The sequence below is a fragment of the Candidatus Bathyarchaeia archaeon genome (assembly GCA_041447175.1).
Taxonomy (GTDB): Archaea; Thermoproteota; Bathyarchaeia; order Bathyarchaeales; family Bathycorpusculaceae; genus JADGNF01.
In genome coordinates this window covers 694229-709207 of record CP166960.1, presented here as the reverse complement: position 1 = coordinate 709207, position 14979 = coordinate 694229, and the positions used below count along the sequence as shown (strand labels likewise).

16 protein-coding genes are annotated in these 14979 nt (G+C 49.3%); 5 read left to right on the top strand and 11 right to left on the bottom strand.

Going from position 1 to position 14979, the window contains the following annotated elements; genetic code table 11:
- Positions 1-274 precede the first annotated feature (274 nt).
- Entirely contained in the window at positions 275-2485 is a 2211-nt protein-coding gene (nrdD, locus tag ACBZ72_03710) for an anaerobic ribonucleoside-triphosphate reductase (protein ID XES77988.1), read from the top strand.
- Positions 2486-2490: 5 nt separating this feature from the next.
- Here nrdD and pyrB read toward each other — a convergent pair whose 3' ends face one another.
- The gene (gene pyrB / locus ACBZ72_03705; protein XES77987.1) at positions 2491-3411 is read right to left on the bottom strand and encodes an aspartate carbamoyltransferase; all 921 of its coding nucleotides are present in this window, start codon (positions 3409-3411) and stop codon (positions 2491-2493) included.
- A gap of 181 nt (positions 3412-3592) precedes the next feature.
- Between pyrB and ACBZ72_03700 the strand changes: the two genes are divergently transcribed.
- The 3 genes from ACBZ72_03700 (at position 3593) to ACBZ72_03690 (ending at position 4445) form a co-directional block, all read left to right on the top strand.
- Positions 3593-3790, top strand: a complete 198-nt coding sequence (locus tag ACBZ72_03700) for a hypothetical protein (GenBank protein XES77986.1) — start codon at positions 3593-3595, stop codon at positions 3788-3790.
- 130 nt (positions 3791-3920) lie between these two features.
- Positions 3921-4160, top strand: coding sequence for an Lrp/AsnC ligand binding domain-containing protein (locus tag ACBZ72_03695; protein XES77985.1), 240 nt, complete (start codon positions 3921-3923; stop codon positions 4158-4160).
- Between the two features lie 45 nt (positions 4161-4205).
- Positions 4206-4445 (top strand): ATP-binding protein, encoded by a 240-nt coding sequence (locus ACBZ72_03690; GenBank protein XES77984.1) that lies wholly within the window; start codon positions 4206-4208, stop codon positions 4443-4445.
- Positions 4446-4773: 328 nt separating this feature from the next.
- Here ACBZ72_03690 and ACBZ72_03685 read toward each other — a convergent pair whose 3' ends face one another.
- The 10 genes from ACBZ72_03685 to ACBZ72_03640 form a co-directional block, all read right to left on the bottom strand.
- A complete protein-coding gene (locus ACBZ72_03685) occupies positions 4774-5886 on the bottom strand; it encodes an ABC transporter ATP-binding protein (GenBank protein ID XES77983.1) in 1113 nt (370 codons plus the stop codon).
- The gene (locus tag ACBZ72_03680) at positions 5883-6584 is read right to left on the bottom strand and encodes an ABC transporter permease (protein ID XES77982.1); all 702 of its coding nucleotides are present in this window, start codon (positions 6582-6584) and stop codon (positions 5883-5885) included. The genes ACBZ72_03685 and ACBZ72_03680 overlap by 4 nt, the downstream gene beginning before the upstream one ends.
- A 178-nt stretch (positions 6585-6762) precedes the next feature.
- Positions 6763-7659 (bottom strand): molybdate ABC transporter substrate-binding protein, encoded by an 897-nt coding sequence (gene modA / locus ACBZ72_03675; protein XES77981.1) that lies wholly within the window; start codon positions 7657-7659, stop codon positions 6763-6765.
- A gap of 13 nt (positions 7660-7672) precedes the next feature.
- Entirely contained in the window at positions 7673-8947 is a 1275-nt protein-coding gene (locus ACBZ72_03670; protein XES77980.1) for a LeuA family protein, read from the bottom strand.
- Positions 8948-8966: 19 nt separating this feature from the next.
- Entirely contained in the window at positions 8967-10301 is a 1335-nt protein-coding gene (locus tag ACBZ72_03665) for a nitrogenase component 1 (protein XES77979.1), read from the bottom strand.
- Position 10302: 1 nt separating this feature from the next.
- On the bottom strand, positions 10303-11691 hold the full coding sequence (locus tag ACBZ72_03660; protein XES77978.1) for a nitrogenase component I subunit alpha: 1389 nt from the start codon (positions 11689-11691) through the stop codon (positions 10303-10305).
- A 21-nt stretch (positions 11692-11712) separates the two neighbouring features.
- Positions 11713-12603 carry a nitrogenase cofactor biosynthesis protein NifB gene (gene nifB / locus ACBZ72_03655; protein ID XES77977.1) on the bottom strand — a complete coding sequence of 297 codons (891 nt, stop codon included), beginning with the start codon at positions 12601-12603 and terminating at the stop codon, positions 11713-11715.
- Between the two features lie 7 nt (positions 12604-12610).
- A complete protein-coding gene (gene nifH / locus ACBZ72_03650) occupies positions 12611-13429 on the bottom strand; it encodes a nitrogenase iron protein (protein XES77976.1) in 819 nt (272 codons plus the stop codon).
- Between the two features lie 344 nt (positions 13430-13773).
- Positions 13774-14097: a thioredoxin family protein gene (locus ACBZ72_03645; GenBank protein XES77975.1), complete on the bottom strand. Its 324-nt coding sequence runs from the start codon at positions 14095-14097 to the stop codon at positions 13774-13776.
- A 94-nt stretch (positions 14098-14191) separates the two neighbouring features.
- A complete protein-coding gene (locus ACBZ72_03640; protein XES77974.1) occupies positions 14192-14416 on the bottom strand; it encodes a ferredoxin in 225 nt (74 codons plus the stop codon).
- Positions 14417-14613: 197 nt separating this feature from the next.
- On the opposite strand from ACBZ72_03640, the gene ACBZ72_03635 reads away from it, so the two are divergent.
- Entirely contained in the window at positions 14614-14976 is a 363-nt protein-coding gene (locus ACBZ72_03635; protein XES77973.1) for a nitrous oxide-stimulated promoter family protein, read from the top strand.
- Positions 14977-14979 lie beyond the last annotated feature (3 nt).

Here is a 14979-nt window from a genome sequence, read left to right as displayed (position 1 = left end):
TTCTAACAAGACATTAAAGTTTATTTGAAAAAATATAAGCAGACAGCACAGCTTTTTAGATGCTTGTATGCTTCGGAACCATAAACTTGAAGGTCACCAGAACCTTGGCAGAAGGGGTTTTAGATTTAAAACTCAAGGTTGCATGAATACTAACATAAGAAAGTCATCAAACTTTTTTCCCATGAAAGGGGAATTGAGAAAAACGGGTTCTTGGCTAAGGTTTAAACTCTCCCGTTGACAATACCTCAAGTCACCTGAAGAGAGAAAAGGTTCAATGTCGCTTCCTCAACGTGCGCGTGGCGTAAAAGTTCTCAAAGCTGTTTCTTCACCGTTGAGGCTGCAAATCCTAAACCTGCTCTTTGACAAAGGCGAATTAAGCTACACCGAACTTATGAACCAGTTAAAGATGAATCCAAGCCGCGACGCAGGAAGATTTGCGTATCACCTAAAGTTCCTGCTGAAAGCAAACTTGGTGGAAGTGGATTCAGAGGCAAAAAAATACTTCCTCACAGACCTTGGCAAGATGGTCATCGACGTAGCTGACCGCGTAGAGAAAAAAGCAGTCAAACCCAAAGGCATGCTGGTGCGCACATCCCATTTCACGTTTGAAGAGTTTGACGCAAACAAAATCGCCAACAGCCTCATACGTGAAAGCAAAATGCCCGCGGACTTGGCTCAAAAAACTGCCAAAGAAACCGAAAAACTCCTCGTCAAATCCAAAATCAAATACTTAACTGCCGCGCTTATCCGCGAAATCGTAAACGTCCTCTTAATCGAGAAAGGCCTTGAGGATTATCGTCATAAGCTTACACGGTTAGGGTTGCCCGTTCACGAAGTTGCTGCCTTGATTGACGCAAAAACGCCTCAGGAGGCGGGGTCAGTTTTGGCTATGGCGGGGAAAACCGTTTTCCGCGAATACACATTACTTAATGTGTTACCCCGAGACATTTCAGATGCACATTTGTCTGGGGCACTGCACATTAACGGTTTAAGCACTTGGATTCTTAAGCCCAGCGAAATCATGCATGACTTACGGTTCTTTCTCCAAAACGGGATGCGTCTGGACGACTTTAACCCACAACAGCAATCCAAGAAGCCGCCCAAAAGCTTTGAAGCCGCCTTGGCAACCACCTTTGACATGCTATTGTTCACGCAGCAAGAAGTTAACGAAACCCAAACTATAGACCACTTCAACGTGTTTTTGGCGCCGTTCATTACAGGTTTAGACCCAACTCAGGTGAAGGAAAACCTGCGCTTGTTCATTTTAAACCTTAACCAGCACGCAGACGTATCGTTGGGGTTAGAACCTCAAATGCCAAGTTTTTTGGCAAATAAACCAGCTGTAGGTCCAAACGGAAAAACCGCAGGCAACTACAGCCAATACACAGAAGAAGCCAAACTTTTAGCGGAATTAACCGTAGATATCTTCACCGAAGAAAGCGTTTTTAAACCAATCGTCAACCCCAAACTCATCCTGAAAGTTACCCCCCAAACAGCAACTGAACAAGAAACACCGATTTTTCAAAAAGCCACCCAGTTAGCATTTGACAAAAGCCCCATCTTATTTGCCAATGAACTTTTAAACGGAGAAACCGCCTCGTTTTCTGCTTCAGGAATAAAGTTGAAAGCGAACTTAACTGGCGACTGGGAAACCGACACCATGCGAACTGGCTGCCTTGGCTGCGTCACCATAAATTTGCCAAGGATTGTGCGTGAATGCGAAAAAGACAAAACCAAATTCTTCAATTTACTCAAAGAAAGAGCAGAGATGGCAGTACGCGCGTTAGGCATAAAGCAGCGAGCGCTGAAGCAGTTTGGGAAAACGGTGTTGCCGTTTCTTATGCATGGCGCCAACGGAGACACATACTTCAGGTTGGAAAACTGCAGCGGGATAGTTAACGTGGCAGGGTTTGAAAGCTCAATTGAAAGCTTCACGTCCAAACCCCTCGGGGACAAAGAAAGCATCCAGTTTGCGGTGGAGTTGCTACAGAACATGCAGGGATACATCAGTAAACTGGGCAGAAAACATGGAAAACGTATCTCACTGGCCATTGTACGCAGCCCCGAATCTTCGGGGAGGTTAGCTCAGTTGGATGTGGAGAAGTACGGGTTAGCTAAGGTTAATTTTTTGGGAACCCGCGAGAAACCCTACTACACCACTGCCCAAAGAATGACCCTGCAAACAGGCAACAAAGTTCTTTCGGTGCCCACCGAGCAGTTAGAGTTGCATGAGAAAACTAAAGGGTTAAGCGCGGGTGCAAACTTGACCATCATCGACATTGATGCTTCAGAGGAAAACCCCGACGAACTCATGAAATTGACCCTTCGCTTAATGCAGAATCACGGCGTTGAATTATTAACGTATAACCGCTCCGTGACCTACTGCAAGAACTGCCAGAAAAGCTGGTTTGGCAACCTACACCGATGCCCCTCATGCGGCGCCATTGGAACCCTGGTCGAGTTCAACAGGTTCAGCAACACCTAACAGCGCTATTTGACTTGACCTAAAACCAAAGCTAACAAAGCCATCCGAATTACAATCCCGTTCCACACTTGCTTAAAGTAACAGGCTTGGGGGGTAGCGTCAACTTCAGGCGCAATTTCGTCAACCCTAGGCAGCGGATGGAGAATAATCAGGTCTTTTTTAGCGTTAGAAAGCGTTTTGAGGTCAATTCGGTAGGTGCCCTTGACTTTGGCGAATTCAGCTTGGTCGGGAAACCGCTCCTTTTGAATACGGGTAACGTATAACACGTCGGTTTGGGGAATTATGTCCTCCAAGTTTTGGGTTTCTGAAACCGAAATCTTGTTTTGGATGCTGCGCAAAACTTCCCGGCGCATCTTGAGCGCTTCAGGAGAAACCAGCGTCAACTCGATGTTGTAGAGGGAAAGCGCGTACGCCAACGAATGAACTGTTCTGCCATAACGAAGGTCACCCACCAAAGCTATTTTTAAGCCATCGATGGTGTGGCGTTCCTTCTGGATGGTGTAGAGGTCCACCAACGCTTGGGTCGGATGCTCTTCTGCTCCGCTGCCAGCGTTGATTATTGGGATTTTTGAGAACTCCGCCGCGAGCTTGGCGGCGCCCTCCAGCGGATGCCTGATGGTGATTATGTCGGCGTAGTTTTCAACTGTGCGGACTGTGTCGGCTAAATTTTCGCCTTTCTTCACTGAAGTGTTTTCGGCGTCGGCAAAGCCGATTGTGCTGCCTCCGAGTTTAAGCATCGCCGCTTCAAAACTTAACCGTGTACGTGTGGAGGGTTCAAAGAATATGTTGGCAAGAATTTTGCCTTTAAGCATATCTGAACCCTTCTCCGCGAGGGGCTCCATGAGTTTTGCAGTGTTAAGTAAGTAGTCAATTTCTTCGCGTGTGAAGTCTTCAATTGAGGTTATGTCTCTTCCTTGGAACTCCAAGTGCCGCACCTGAAAATGGTTAGCTTTGCTGGTAGATAACACTTGTCATGGTTCATCGCGTTTAACGCCAAACACAGACAACCTAACAGCCAGTTGCAAGTTGTAGTAGTACAGTGTATGCAACACAGTTTTAATAACATCCTCAATCAAATGACCTAACAACGAATTTTGAGGTGCTCAAATGGGAGCAGTTTTAAACAAAATTTCTAAACAGGACAAACCCAAAAACCGCTCAATCCAAAGCACGTACACCTACAAGCGACGCGTCCACGAAGTCCGTTCACCATGCCAATGGCTAAACCACTGCTATGACGGAAAATGCCCCGCTTTCATGTGCATAAACGGCAACTTTTACTGTATTCGAGAAGGAATACCGTGATGAGTGTTTCAGCTTCATTTTGGAACCATGCTGGGGTGGCGCGGTTTTCCAGAAGGAAGCTTGCTTTGTGTATGCACGTTTTTTCCCGTTGGGAGAAAAGAAATCCACGCGGACAGGAGGTGAAGGTGTTATGCCCAGAGCGTTGGTTTTCATAAACGCCACTTCTGACGGCGCGGAGGTGGTTGAAAGTTTAAGGAAGGTTGAAGGCGTAAGTGAAGCTCATTCTTCCCGCGGGATGTATGATGCGGTGGCTTTAATTCAAGCTGAATCATTTGGAGCCGTCAAAGAAATCGTGTCTAAACGTATCCGCGGGTTGGATAACATTAAATCGACTTTAACGCTAACTTTGATTGAATCACAATCAACCTAACAACCAGGAATATACTTGTAAAAGCGTAGAGGGAATAGGGGTTGGTTGCAGAATAGGTCTACTACCAACATCGACTACGGCATCGAAACCCCCAGCGAAAGGGAAAACGCCCACAAAGACCCTGTGGGCACCATTAAACTTTCGGCGCAGAGAAACGGCGACCACGTCATAATTGTGGTGGAAGACGACGGATTTGGCATTGACCCTGAAAAAATCAAAAAATCCGCCCTCAAAAAAGGGTTCGAAACTGAAGCCGACATAGAAAAAAGGACCAATGACAGTTGATTAACCTGATTTTCCAACCAGGTTCCTCTACCGCCAATGGGGTCACGGACAACAGCGGCAGAGGCGTAGGCATGCTGCGAAGGGAATCAATCAGCTCCTGAACTGTAATGGGTTTCTTTTCAGCGACCGCGGCAGAAGGGACGGCTGGGGTTTGGGTGGGGGTTTCCTGAGACATACCTAATCAACCCTAAACAGTCCAGCGACAAACAAAAGCACTATCACGTCACAAAACCAACACACAACCGCCATGCTCCACATTCGCCCCTTCCCTCTACGGGTTCTGCATTGAATTGCTAATTGGATGCTAATAGGCGGCTATAGATTCATGTTAGGGGGTGTTTTTGGTGGACACGTTTAGGGCATCAATTTTGAATTTTACGCAGACGGTGTCGCCTTCAATTAACCCCAAATCGCCCAGTGAACTTAGTGTGAGTTTGGAGCGTATTTGAAAGCCTACATCAACCGTTACGCGGGCGATGGAACGCATCAGGGTAATCTCGACGATGGTGCCTTTAAGGAAGTTGCATCTGCAGCAGATAGATTTGGGTTCCTTAAGGCTGGATTGAGACGACAAAATGACGTCTTCAGGCTTAATGGTAACCAGAACAGGTTCCCCGTCAGGAACCTCCAAGTTAGGCGCCATAAGCACCACACCGTTAATGTCTAAGTCCGTTTTGCCTTTAGGCTTCTGGACTGCTTTTGCCGTGAACACGTTTAGCCCCAAAAACTCCGCCACGTACCGAGAGTTAGGCTTGCCCAAAATGTCATCCCGATTCCCCACCTGCTCAATACGTCCATTACCCATGACCGCCACGCGGCTAGACATCACCAGTGCCTCCGTCAAATCATGCGTAACATACACTGCTGTAATGTTGAGCTTACGCAGCAGACTCTTAAACTCAAACCGTAAAGTTTCCCGCATCTTCACATCAACCGCCGACAACGGCTCATCCAACAAAAGCACCTCAGGGTCCGTAGCCACCGACCGCGCCAACGCCACCAACTGTTTTTGTCCACCGCTGATCTGATGCGGAAAATGTTCAGCGTACTCACCCATACCCACAAACTGCAACAGGGAACGGGTTTTTTCCGCGATTTCCTGCTTGGATAGGCGCTTTGCCTTCAACCCGTAGGCGACGTTGTCTTTTACTTTCATGTGGGGAAACAGCGCTGCAGTCTGAAAAACGTAGCCGATTTTTCGTTCACAAGGCGTAAGACAAACCATCTTGTTGCCCAGAGCTCCGTAGACCAAGGTGTCGTCGATGTAGATTTTGCCTGTGTCGGGGTTGCTTAAGCCTGAGGTTACGTTTAGGGTGGTGGTTTTTCCGCATCCGTTAGGTCCCAGCAAGGAAAAGATTTCGCTTTTCTGCACGTCTAAGGTCAGGTCTTTGAGGATGGTTTTTTGTCCGAAGGATTTGCTGACGGATTCAAGTTTTATCATTTTTTGGCTCCATACTTTTTTTGCTCCAACAATTTGACGGCTATCAACACCGCAAACGAGACAGCCACCATAATTGCCGAGAGCACAATTGCCGCGAACGGGTCCTGAGCCAGCAGCAGGTAAATCGCAAGGGGCATGGTCTGGGTTATGCCTGGGAGGTTTCCTGCAAACATCAATGTGGCGCCAAATTCACCCATGGAACGCGTCCAAGTCATCATGAGCCCCGAAAGGATTGGGCGGCTGGAAAGCGGCAAAGTAACCGTGAAAAAAACACGCAGAGGTGACTCCGTTAGGATTTTTGCGCTGTTGATTACGTCGGGGTTTAGGTTTTCGAAGGCGGTTTTTGCTGACCGCAAAATCAGCGGAGAAGCCACAAACGTCTGCGCCATAACCACGGCTATTGTGCTGCCGGGGATGGTTAAGCCGAAAGCAGTGAACACGGGTCCCAGAAGCCCTTTTGGTGCAAACGCCAAAAGCAAAGCAACACCTGCCACGGCGGGCGGAAGAACGATGGGCAGGTCCATTAAGGTGTCGAGGGCGGCTTTTCCCGGGAAATCGCGGGTAGCCAGCAGGTAAGCGGTTGGCACGGCAAAAATAAACGCGGCTACCGTTGCCACTGAAGAAGCCCCAAGCCCCAGCACGATGGCGTTTATGATTGTTGGGTTCTGAAGCTGCTTTATGGCTTGGGCGGGGTCCATTTTGAGGAACACCGCAAGGATGGGGAGGGAAATGAATAGAACAAAGAGCAGGATGATGGCGCCTAAAACTGCGAGTACCAGCTTGTTTGATATGCAGCTAAAGGGGGTACGGGTCAGGTTCAGGCACCACTCTAAAAGTTACGCTCAAAGAAAAAGGAAAGTTGAGTAGGGGTCATGCTTAGGTTCCAAACCCGTAAGTCTTCAAGGTTGCCTGACCTTCGGTGGAGAGCCAGAAGCCAACGTATTTAGCGGCAAGTTCAGCGTGTGCAGTGTCTGCCATGACCGCGATGCCATAGGTGCCCTGAGTGTTCACTTCAGCGGGAATCTCGATGTACTGAAGCTGTGCCCCAGTCATGGCGCCATAGGTTGCGTCGGAAATGAAAGCCACGCCCGCATCCACAGTACCCAACCCGAGAGAGACTTTGCCCACTACATCCTGCACCTTTGTTTCATAGGAAACTACGTTTGCGAGCACCTTTGCACGAAAGGTTTCCCATTCAGGACCCTTGTACAGTGGGCTGCTTGTGTTTCCCCAAGTGGCATCGATTTTTGTCAGCGTCTTGTTAAGGTAGGAGCCTACGGGAACGGTCAAATCTGCGATGACAAGCTTCACTTTGGGTTTTGCGAGGTCTAAGAGTGTGGTTAGGTTTGCGGGGTTATCTTTTGGGGTGAGCACTTCCAGGGTGTTTGAGGTGAAGTTTTGGTAAACGTCGTTGTAGAGCCAGCTGGACGCGTTAAGTTGGTTGGTCCATTTGAAGTCCGCAGACATGAAAACATCGCAGGGTGCTCCCGCAATTATCTGCTGATACAACCCGTTGGAGCCGCCGATGTTAACCACTACTTTGCAGTTGTTATCCTGTTCGAACTGGGGGTTTGCGTCTTCCACGGCGTTGATGAGACTAGAGGCGACGAAAACACGCAGTTCCTCAACAGAAGCGGCATTTGGCGACGGCGAAGCTGGAGGACATGAGCTTGACGCAAAGGGGTCGGTGTTACTGTACCCCAGGTACACCGCGCTGGCAACCAAGGCAGCTATCACAATCAGCGTCAAACTTATAGGCACAATTTTCTTCAATCAAATCTCCTCCTCACGCGGGAACATCCAGACACACTTCCCGTTGCGTCTCGCCCCTGCCGCCCAGCAAGTTTTCTAAGGGCAGCAGATGAAGGTCTTGCAGAATTTTCTTAAACTCACTCTCTTTAAGAGATTCCTGCTTTCCCTCGGCGTAAACCTCTTTGACTTTTTTAACAGCCGCTGCGAGGGCTTCGTCGTTTGGGCAAGTTCCAGTTACTTCAATGATTTTGTGTTGGATGGCGTTTTTGCCGGATTGCTTGCCGATTGTCAGGTGCCGTTGGTTGCCTACCAGTTCAGGCGGGTAAGGCTCATACGTCCAAGGGTCACTGAGCACGCCGTAAGCGTGAATACCAGACTCATGCGTAAACCCATACTCACCCACGATGGCTTGGTTAAGCGGAACCGCAAACCCGATGGCTTTACCAATGAAGTCCGTGGTTTGTTTGAGCTTTTGGATTTTGTCAGCATATTTTTTGACGCCATAGTGCAAGTAGAGGTTAAGCAGGATTTTCTCCGTCTCCGCGTTTCCCGCTCGTTCCCCCACGCCAAGGCAGGTGGTGTTAACGTAGATTTTTTCCCAAAGCCCCGAAGCAGCCCGAATCGCAGCGATAGTGTTGGAGACAGCGTTTCCAAAGTCGTCATGCATATGAACCTCCAACGCAGAAATCCGCGTCTCCGCCTTAAGCGCCTTAACTTTTGCAGGAATACCCACAGGCAAAGGCGCATCCAACTCTGGAAGCCCAATGCCAACAGTGTCACAGAAGCGGTAGCATTCTGCACCCGCATCCGCGGCGGCGTTCACAAGGCGTTTCTCAAATTCCCAGTCAGCCCGAGTGCCGTCTTCGCCGTGGATAAACGTGCGCAACCCATGGGTTTTGGCGGCGTATTCGACTACGTCCACCAAGTTAGCCAAGAGCTCCTCGCATGTTTTGCGGGGCCATTTTGCCCGAAGATGCACGTTGGAAACTGGATGAGAAATGCCTACCTCGTCAAAGCCTGCGTCCACTGCGCTGTCGATGTCTTCTTTGAGGGCACGACACCAGCCTGCGATGCGGCAGGGCAGCTTCATGCCAAGGATGAGCTTGGCGGCGCGGCGGTCGGGTTCCTGATAGTGGAACAGCTCGATGCGTTCGGCGCCGATTTGGCAGAGTAGCTGGGCGATTTTGGCTGCGTCTTGGGGGCGGGCTGCTAAGCCGGGCATTTGCATGCCGTCGCGTAGGGTGGTGTCGTCGATTATGGGGTCGGTTTTGAGGGCAGGCATTTTGAAGAGGAAGTCATCCAGCTTCATGTCTGGGCATCTCCAGGGTCTAGTCATCTTTGCGGTCCATGATTGTGTTGACCATTGTGTCCAGCAAGTCCAAGGAGCCTCTGTAGCCAATCATGCGTTTTCGTTGGTAGCCGAAGCGGTCAGCCTGTGGGAACCCTACCCGTACCAGCGGGATGCCTTCGTCTTTGGAGATGTATTTGCCTTTGTAGTCGCCGATTATCAGGTCCACGGGGGTTTCCTTGATTTTCTGGCTCAAATCGTACAGGTCGCCGCCCACGATGATGTTCTGCTTTTCCGCGTCCGCGCCGTAGTCGGTGTCCAGCGCCTGCATGTCCTTCGCAAACTGCGGGTTCTCAAGCGTCGTCAACACGTGCAAAGGTTTCATGCCTAACTCGTATGCAAACCGCGTCAACCCCAGCACAATGTCGGGGTCACCAAAGATGGCAACTTTCACGCCGAAGGTAAGCTGGCTTGCATCCACCATTGCATCCACTAGCAAGTCGCGTTCATCCCGCAGGGACTCAGGCATCTTTTTGCCTGTCATTTGGGTAACGTTTCCAAGGAACGCCTCGGTTGCTTCGACCCCGATGGGCAGCTCACCTAAAAAGGCGGGCATACCGTACTTGTCCTTTAGGACGTTGGCTCCACTTTGCCCCTCATGTTTGCACAGGGTTATGGTGCCCAGGGAGTTGGCTGAGTCAGCGATTTCCTCGGTTGTGGTTCCGCCCTCAGGGAAGTGAGGCTTAGGCAACCGCAGGGGCGCGTTAAGGGTTCGGGAAATGTCGGTAAGATAGATGGCTTCCACACCCATTTCCTTAAGCATATGCTTCACTTCCAAAACGTCACCTGGGTTAAGCATGCCGGGGATGATGTTGATTTTACCGTTGGGCTCGGTTTTCTCTGAAAGCTGCGAGACCATGGCTTTGATGGCGTTGTCGTAGCCTAACACGTGAGTGCCAACGTAGCTGGGGGTATTTATGGTGACGATTTTTGTACTGTCATCGTAAACGGGGTTTTCCGCCTTGAAACTCTTCACAATACCATGGATGTCGTCGCCTGTGGTTTCGCTAAGGCAAGTGGTGATGACGGTTATGAGTTTGGGGTGCTGACGCTTGATGATGTGCGTAAGTGCCTGCTTTAGGTTTGGGGCGCCTCCGAATATTGTGGCTTTTTCGTGCAGCGAGGTGATGGCGACTTCAACGGGTTCGCGGAAGTGGCGGCACATCAAGTTTCGGGGGTACGTTGAGCATCCTTGGGAGCCGTGAACCAAGGGTACGCTGGCATGGACACCCAGAGATGCCCAGATGGCTCCGATGGGTTGGCACATTTTAGGGGGGTTGATTGTGACGCTTCGGGTTCGGTTAATGACCACCATGTTACTGCGCCTCCGCTGCTGTTTCTTGGGTTCGGACAAACTTCCACGAGGGCGAGTAAAGCGACTTGTACATGTCTCGGGCAAACCGGACCAGCCCCTTAAAGACCATGTAGCCGCCGCTGCTTTCGTAGGTGTGCCCATTGAGGAAGGGAACGCCGTATTTGTGGGAGAGGTATTTCTCTTTGGTTCCGGAAATGAACAAGTCAGGCTTGTACTTGAGCATGGCTTCTTCAAGCTCAGGCGCGTTCGGGTTGTCAATCACTAACGTGCCGTTCTTTACGCGTTTCACGATTTTCTCGTAGTCATCTTCATGCCCAAACGTAGTGGCCACCACAACAACGTCTACGCCAAGCTCCGCCATGGTTTCAGGCCAGTGCCAGCTGCGGGGTCCACCCTGATAGATCATCACTTTTTTGCCTTTGAGTTTCTCACGGTAAAAGTCCAGTTCCTCCTTGATTTCCGCCAGTTCCTTTGTGATGACTTCTTCAGCTTTCTCTTCCAACCCAAAGTACTGGGCAACCTTGCGCAGGTCGTTGGCAGTTTGGGTTATCCCGTAGAGGTCAACTTCCATAAATGGGGTTCCGTATTTTTCCTGCATCATTTCCGCGATATATTTGGCAGAACGAGCGCACCGGATGACGTTTAGCTTGGCTGCATGCATCTTGGCTATGTCATGGATGGAGGCATCACCAGTGAAGGTGCAAACTACTCTTAGCCCGATTGATTCAAGAAGGGGCACGATGAGCCAGTCGTCGCCTTTAATGTTGTATTCTCCGATGAGGTTTATGTCGTAGGGAGTTTTCTCTTCAAGCTCTTCAGTTCCGACGATGGTGTCAAAGAGAACTTGGTTGCCTACGTGGTGTCCCAAGCTTTGGCTTACGCCTCGGAATCCAGGGCAGTTAAACGCCACCACAGGTTTGCCTATGGCTTTGCTGGCACGTTTAGCTACTGCAGTGATGTCGTCGCCTATCAAGCCCGCCACGCAAGTCGCGTAAACAAATACGCCTTGAGCGTTGGGGAAAGCTTCGCTGGCTTCAACGATGGAGTTGTAGAGTTTCTTTTCGCCCCCAAACACGATGTTGGATTCACGCAGGTCCGTGGAGAACGCGTTTGCCAGATGGAAGTTTGTTCCTGTGGCTACGTGTGGACGCGCTGCCCATGGATAGTAGCAGCACCCAATGGGTCCGTGTTGAAGCTGGATGACGTCTTTCACTGGTCCTCCAACGACCCCTCTGCAACCCGCGTAGGTACAGCCGCGTTCAGTCAAGTCACCCGGAGTGGTGGCTATGTTGCACGCGGGGATAGCGAATTCATCTTTTTCATCTTTTAAGTAGATGTGCTTTTTTCTTTCTGGTACATCTTTATCACATTCAGGTAATACAAATGGCATCTTTATGGCACCCTCAAATTTTCATTTTTTCTCTAATCTTTCAGTTTCTGTTAGCCGTGAACCGCAGCCCTCTTCACCGGGCACGCCTACGGCGTCGGCTCGGCATTGACGGCAGTGATGAAATTGGAACATGGTGTCTTCGCAAACATTGCGTATTTGTTGAATGTCGTGTACTGTTGGGGCAGGTATGTTTGCGAATTTTGCCTGCGGAATCAACGGCATAATATTCATTATGTAAGCCCCCTGTTGGCGCACTTTTTTTGCGACATCAATTAAGTGGTCGTCGTTGATGCCGGGAATGAAAACGGAGTTCACTTTGACCACGATACCGGCGTCGACTGCTGCCCGGAGGCCTTCAAGCTGTTTTTTGCTTAAGACTTCAAAGGCTTCTTTGCCTCGAAGCGTCTGATTATTGTAACGGACGAAGGAGTAAATTTTGGAGCCTATGTCTGGGTCTACTGCGTTTATGGTTACCGTGAGTGTGTTTAAGCCAACTTCTTTGAGTAGATCCAGTTTGTCAGGGAGCATTAGCCCGTTGGTAGAGAGACATCGAGTTAAATGGGGAAACTCTTTTTGGACAAGACGAAAAGTCTCAAACGTAACGTCACTGCTTAGGGGGTCACCGGGTCCAGAAATGCCGACAACGCGCAGCCGTGAGTCTGCACGCGCGGCTTCACGAACGGTCTCGATGGCTTGTTGGGGGGTTAGGAGTTTGCTGGTGACTCCGGGTCGGCTTTCGTTTACACAATCAAACTTTCTTATGCAATAGTTGCACCCAATGTTACAGGTTGAAACAACAGGCAAATGCACTCGACCATACTTGAAGTGCGCCTTAGCCCCGTAACACGGGTGCTCCATGACCTTTTGACTGCATATTTCCTTATGATCAGCTGTTTCAAAACATCCAGTCATTATCTCACTAATCCACGATGCCGAATTCACGCATCAAGTTTTCCAACTCGTCAAGTGTGATTGGAGTTGGTATTGTGAAGGTTGTGTTGTCAACGATTTTTTTGGCTAAACTTCGATAGATATCAGCTTGCGCTGTGTGGGGGTCGTAGTCGATGACGGTTTTTCGGTTAATTTCTGCTCTTTGAACAATGTTATCCCTAGGAATGAACTGAATCAGTTGACTGTTAATACGCTTGGCAAACTCTGCCACTAGGGCTTCTTCGTTTTCGACTTTGCGGGAGTTGCAGATAATTCCGCCCAGACGGGTTTGCCCTTGGTCGGCAAATTTTTTGATGCCTTTGCAGATGTTGTTTGCTGCATAAAGCGCCATGTATTCTCCTGAAGCTACGATGTAGATTTCCTGTGCGTAGCCTTCTCGAATGGGCATGGCGAAGCCTCCGCAGACGACATCTCCCAGCACATCGTAGAACACGAAGTCCAAGTCTTCAGTGTACATGCCTAGGTCGTGCAGGGTCTGGATTGAGGTTATGATTCCTCTGCCTCCGCATCCGACGCCGGGTTCAGGTCCGCCTGATTCGACGCACATGACGCCGCCAAAGCCGTTGGTGCAGATTTGTTCTGGAGAGACATCTCCGCCGCCGTCCCTTAGGACATCGAGCACGGTTGACTGCCGTTTTCCGTGGAGCAGTAACCTTGTGCAGTCTGCTTTGGGGTCGCAGCCTAGGAGCATGATTTTTTTACCCATTTCAGCGAGTGCTGAGACGGTGTTTTGGGTTGTTGTGCTTTTTCCTATTCCACCTTTTCCGTATATGGCGATTTGTCGCATGTTCCATACCTCGTATTACCTGATGGCATGGCTTCCGCTTTTTAAAAAACTATTTGTGATAACTTCACAATTGTTCATACTTTTTGAGATTTACTCTATGAACGTCCATTCATTTTATTTTGCACAGAACAAATGAACACATAAACCAGACAACACAACCAACAAACCAATTTTAAGCACCCAAAAAGTTAATTTTGATAAACTCAACCCACCAAATGCACAGATACGATTAAATAACCAAAAAAGACAGCCCGACATGACCATTCAATCACAACAGACAAAAAACCACCCTACACTCAACAAAAACCAACAAACCAAAAACCGACTTAAGGACAGAAAAGAGGTTACGGGGCAGCCAGCCAACTGCTAAACTGCGATTCCGTTAACCCACGCCCCAACTGGCAGTCAAGCCGCCTAGAAACCTGTCCACCCTCAAACAAAATAACCGAGGGCACAGCCTCAAAACCATAAATATCCCACAGCGGATTCTCATCCTCATCAACACGCACCTTAAGGTAAACCACCCCATTGGGGACTGCAGCGTAGCGGTCAAAAACAGACAAAAATTTTTGGCAGAAAGGACACCAAGAAGAATAAAACAGGGCAAGTACCTTGGGGTTTGCTGTCACTTCTTTTTTAAGACCAGCATCATCAATAACTTCAATCATAGTAATCTTTCGTTTATAGGGCACGGTTCGGTTTAAATTTGACGCTAACTCGGGGTTTCTTAAAAAGAGAAGCAACCTGCCAGCGCTGATATGCCTACGTTTTGGTGATTGTGATGACGCTGACGGGGCAGGCGTCCGCGGCTGCTTGCGCCTCTGCTTCTTTGCCGTCGTTAAAGCCCCCAACGGATTTGCCGTTTGTAGAGCCGCCCAGAACGTTGGATTTGCCTTCGGAGTCGCTTTCGAAGTGGTCGGGGTCCATACTGTAACAGCTAGAGCAAGCAATGCAGTCTTCGCGGTTAATTTCAATTTGGTACTTCATTTTTGAAATTCTCCTTTTTGAGTTTTTGTTTGATTAAAACGCTACATGTTTTATGGAGCATCGATGGGTTTATGCGTTTCGAAAGCCTTGAGGACTCATAACATTGGACCGTTTTAGTCTAGAAGGCGGAAATCCCGTAGCTTTTCGGGTAAAAGCTTATGCCAATCAACCACACATGAAACAGGCAGGGAGCAACCTTGGAAACTCAACAAGCAAAACCTGAACATCCACGCATAACCCGCGAAAAGAAAACCATCGACGCCATGATACACATCTACTGCAAAGCCCACCACAACACCCATGATGGACTCTGCCCTGAATGCACCGAATTCCGGGCCTACGCTTTTGTGCGGTTGGAGAAGTGCCCCTTCCAAGAGAAGAAGAGTACCTGCGGCAAATGCCTCGTTCACTGCTACCGCCCCGACATGAAGCAGAAAGTCAAGAAGGTCATGCGGTACTCGGGACCACGCATGATGCTACATCACCCAGGGTTGGCGTTGCATCACGTTTGGGACGGACGCACAAAACCGCCTAAATTGGAGAAGAAAAAAGAGAAGTAGCCT

Coding starts and splice junctions, on each gene's coding strand:
- ACBZ72_03685 (XES77983.1), bottom strand. CDS start 5,886: ATGATAAAACTTGAATCCGTCAGCAAATCCTTCGGACAAAAAACCATC.
- ACBZ72_03660 (XES77978.1), bottom strand. CDS start 11,691: ATGCCATTTGTATTACCTGAATGTGATAAAGATGTACCAGAAAGAAAA.
- ACBZ72_03665 (XES77979.1), bottom strand. CDS start 10,301: ATGGTGGTCATTAACCGAACCCGAAGCGTCACAATCAACCCCCCTAAA.
- ACBZ72_03640 (XES77974.1), bottom strand. CDS start 14,416: ATGAAGTACCAAATTGAAATTAACCGCGAAGACTGCATTGCTTGCTCT.
- nifH (XES77976.1), bottom strand. CDS start 13,429: ATGCGACAAATCGCCATATACGGAAAAGGTGGAATAGGAAAAAGCACA.
- ACBZ72_03695 (XES77985.1), top strand. CDS start 3,921: ATGCCCAGAGCGTTGGTTTTCATAAACGCCACTTCTGACGGCGCGGAG.
- ACBZ72_03670 (XES77980.1), bottom strand. CDS start 8,947: ATGAAGCTGGATGACTTCCTCTTCAAAATGCCTGCCCTCAAAACCGAC.
- ACBZ72_03680 (XES77982.1), bottom strand. CDS start 6,584: ATGGACCCCGCCCAAGCCATAAAGCAGCTTCAGAACCCAACAATCATA.
- ACBZ72_03645 (XES77975.1), bottom strand. CDS start 14,097: ATGATTGAAGTTATTGATGATGCTGGTCTTAAAAAAGAAGTGACAGCA.
- nrdD (XES77988.1), top strand. CDS start 275: ATGTCGCTTCCTCAACGTGCGCGTGGCGTAAAAGTTCTCAAAGCTGTT.
- nifB (XES77977.1), bottom strand. CDS start 12,603: ATGACTGGATGTTTTGAAACAGCTGATCATAAGGAAATATGCAGTCAA.
- ACBZ72_03700 (XES77986.1), top strand. CDS start 3,593: ATGGGAGCAGTTTTAAACAAAATTTCTAAACAGGACAAACCCAAAAAC.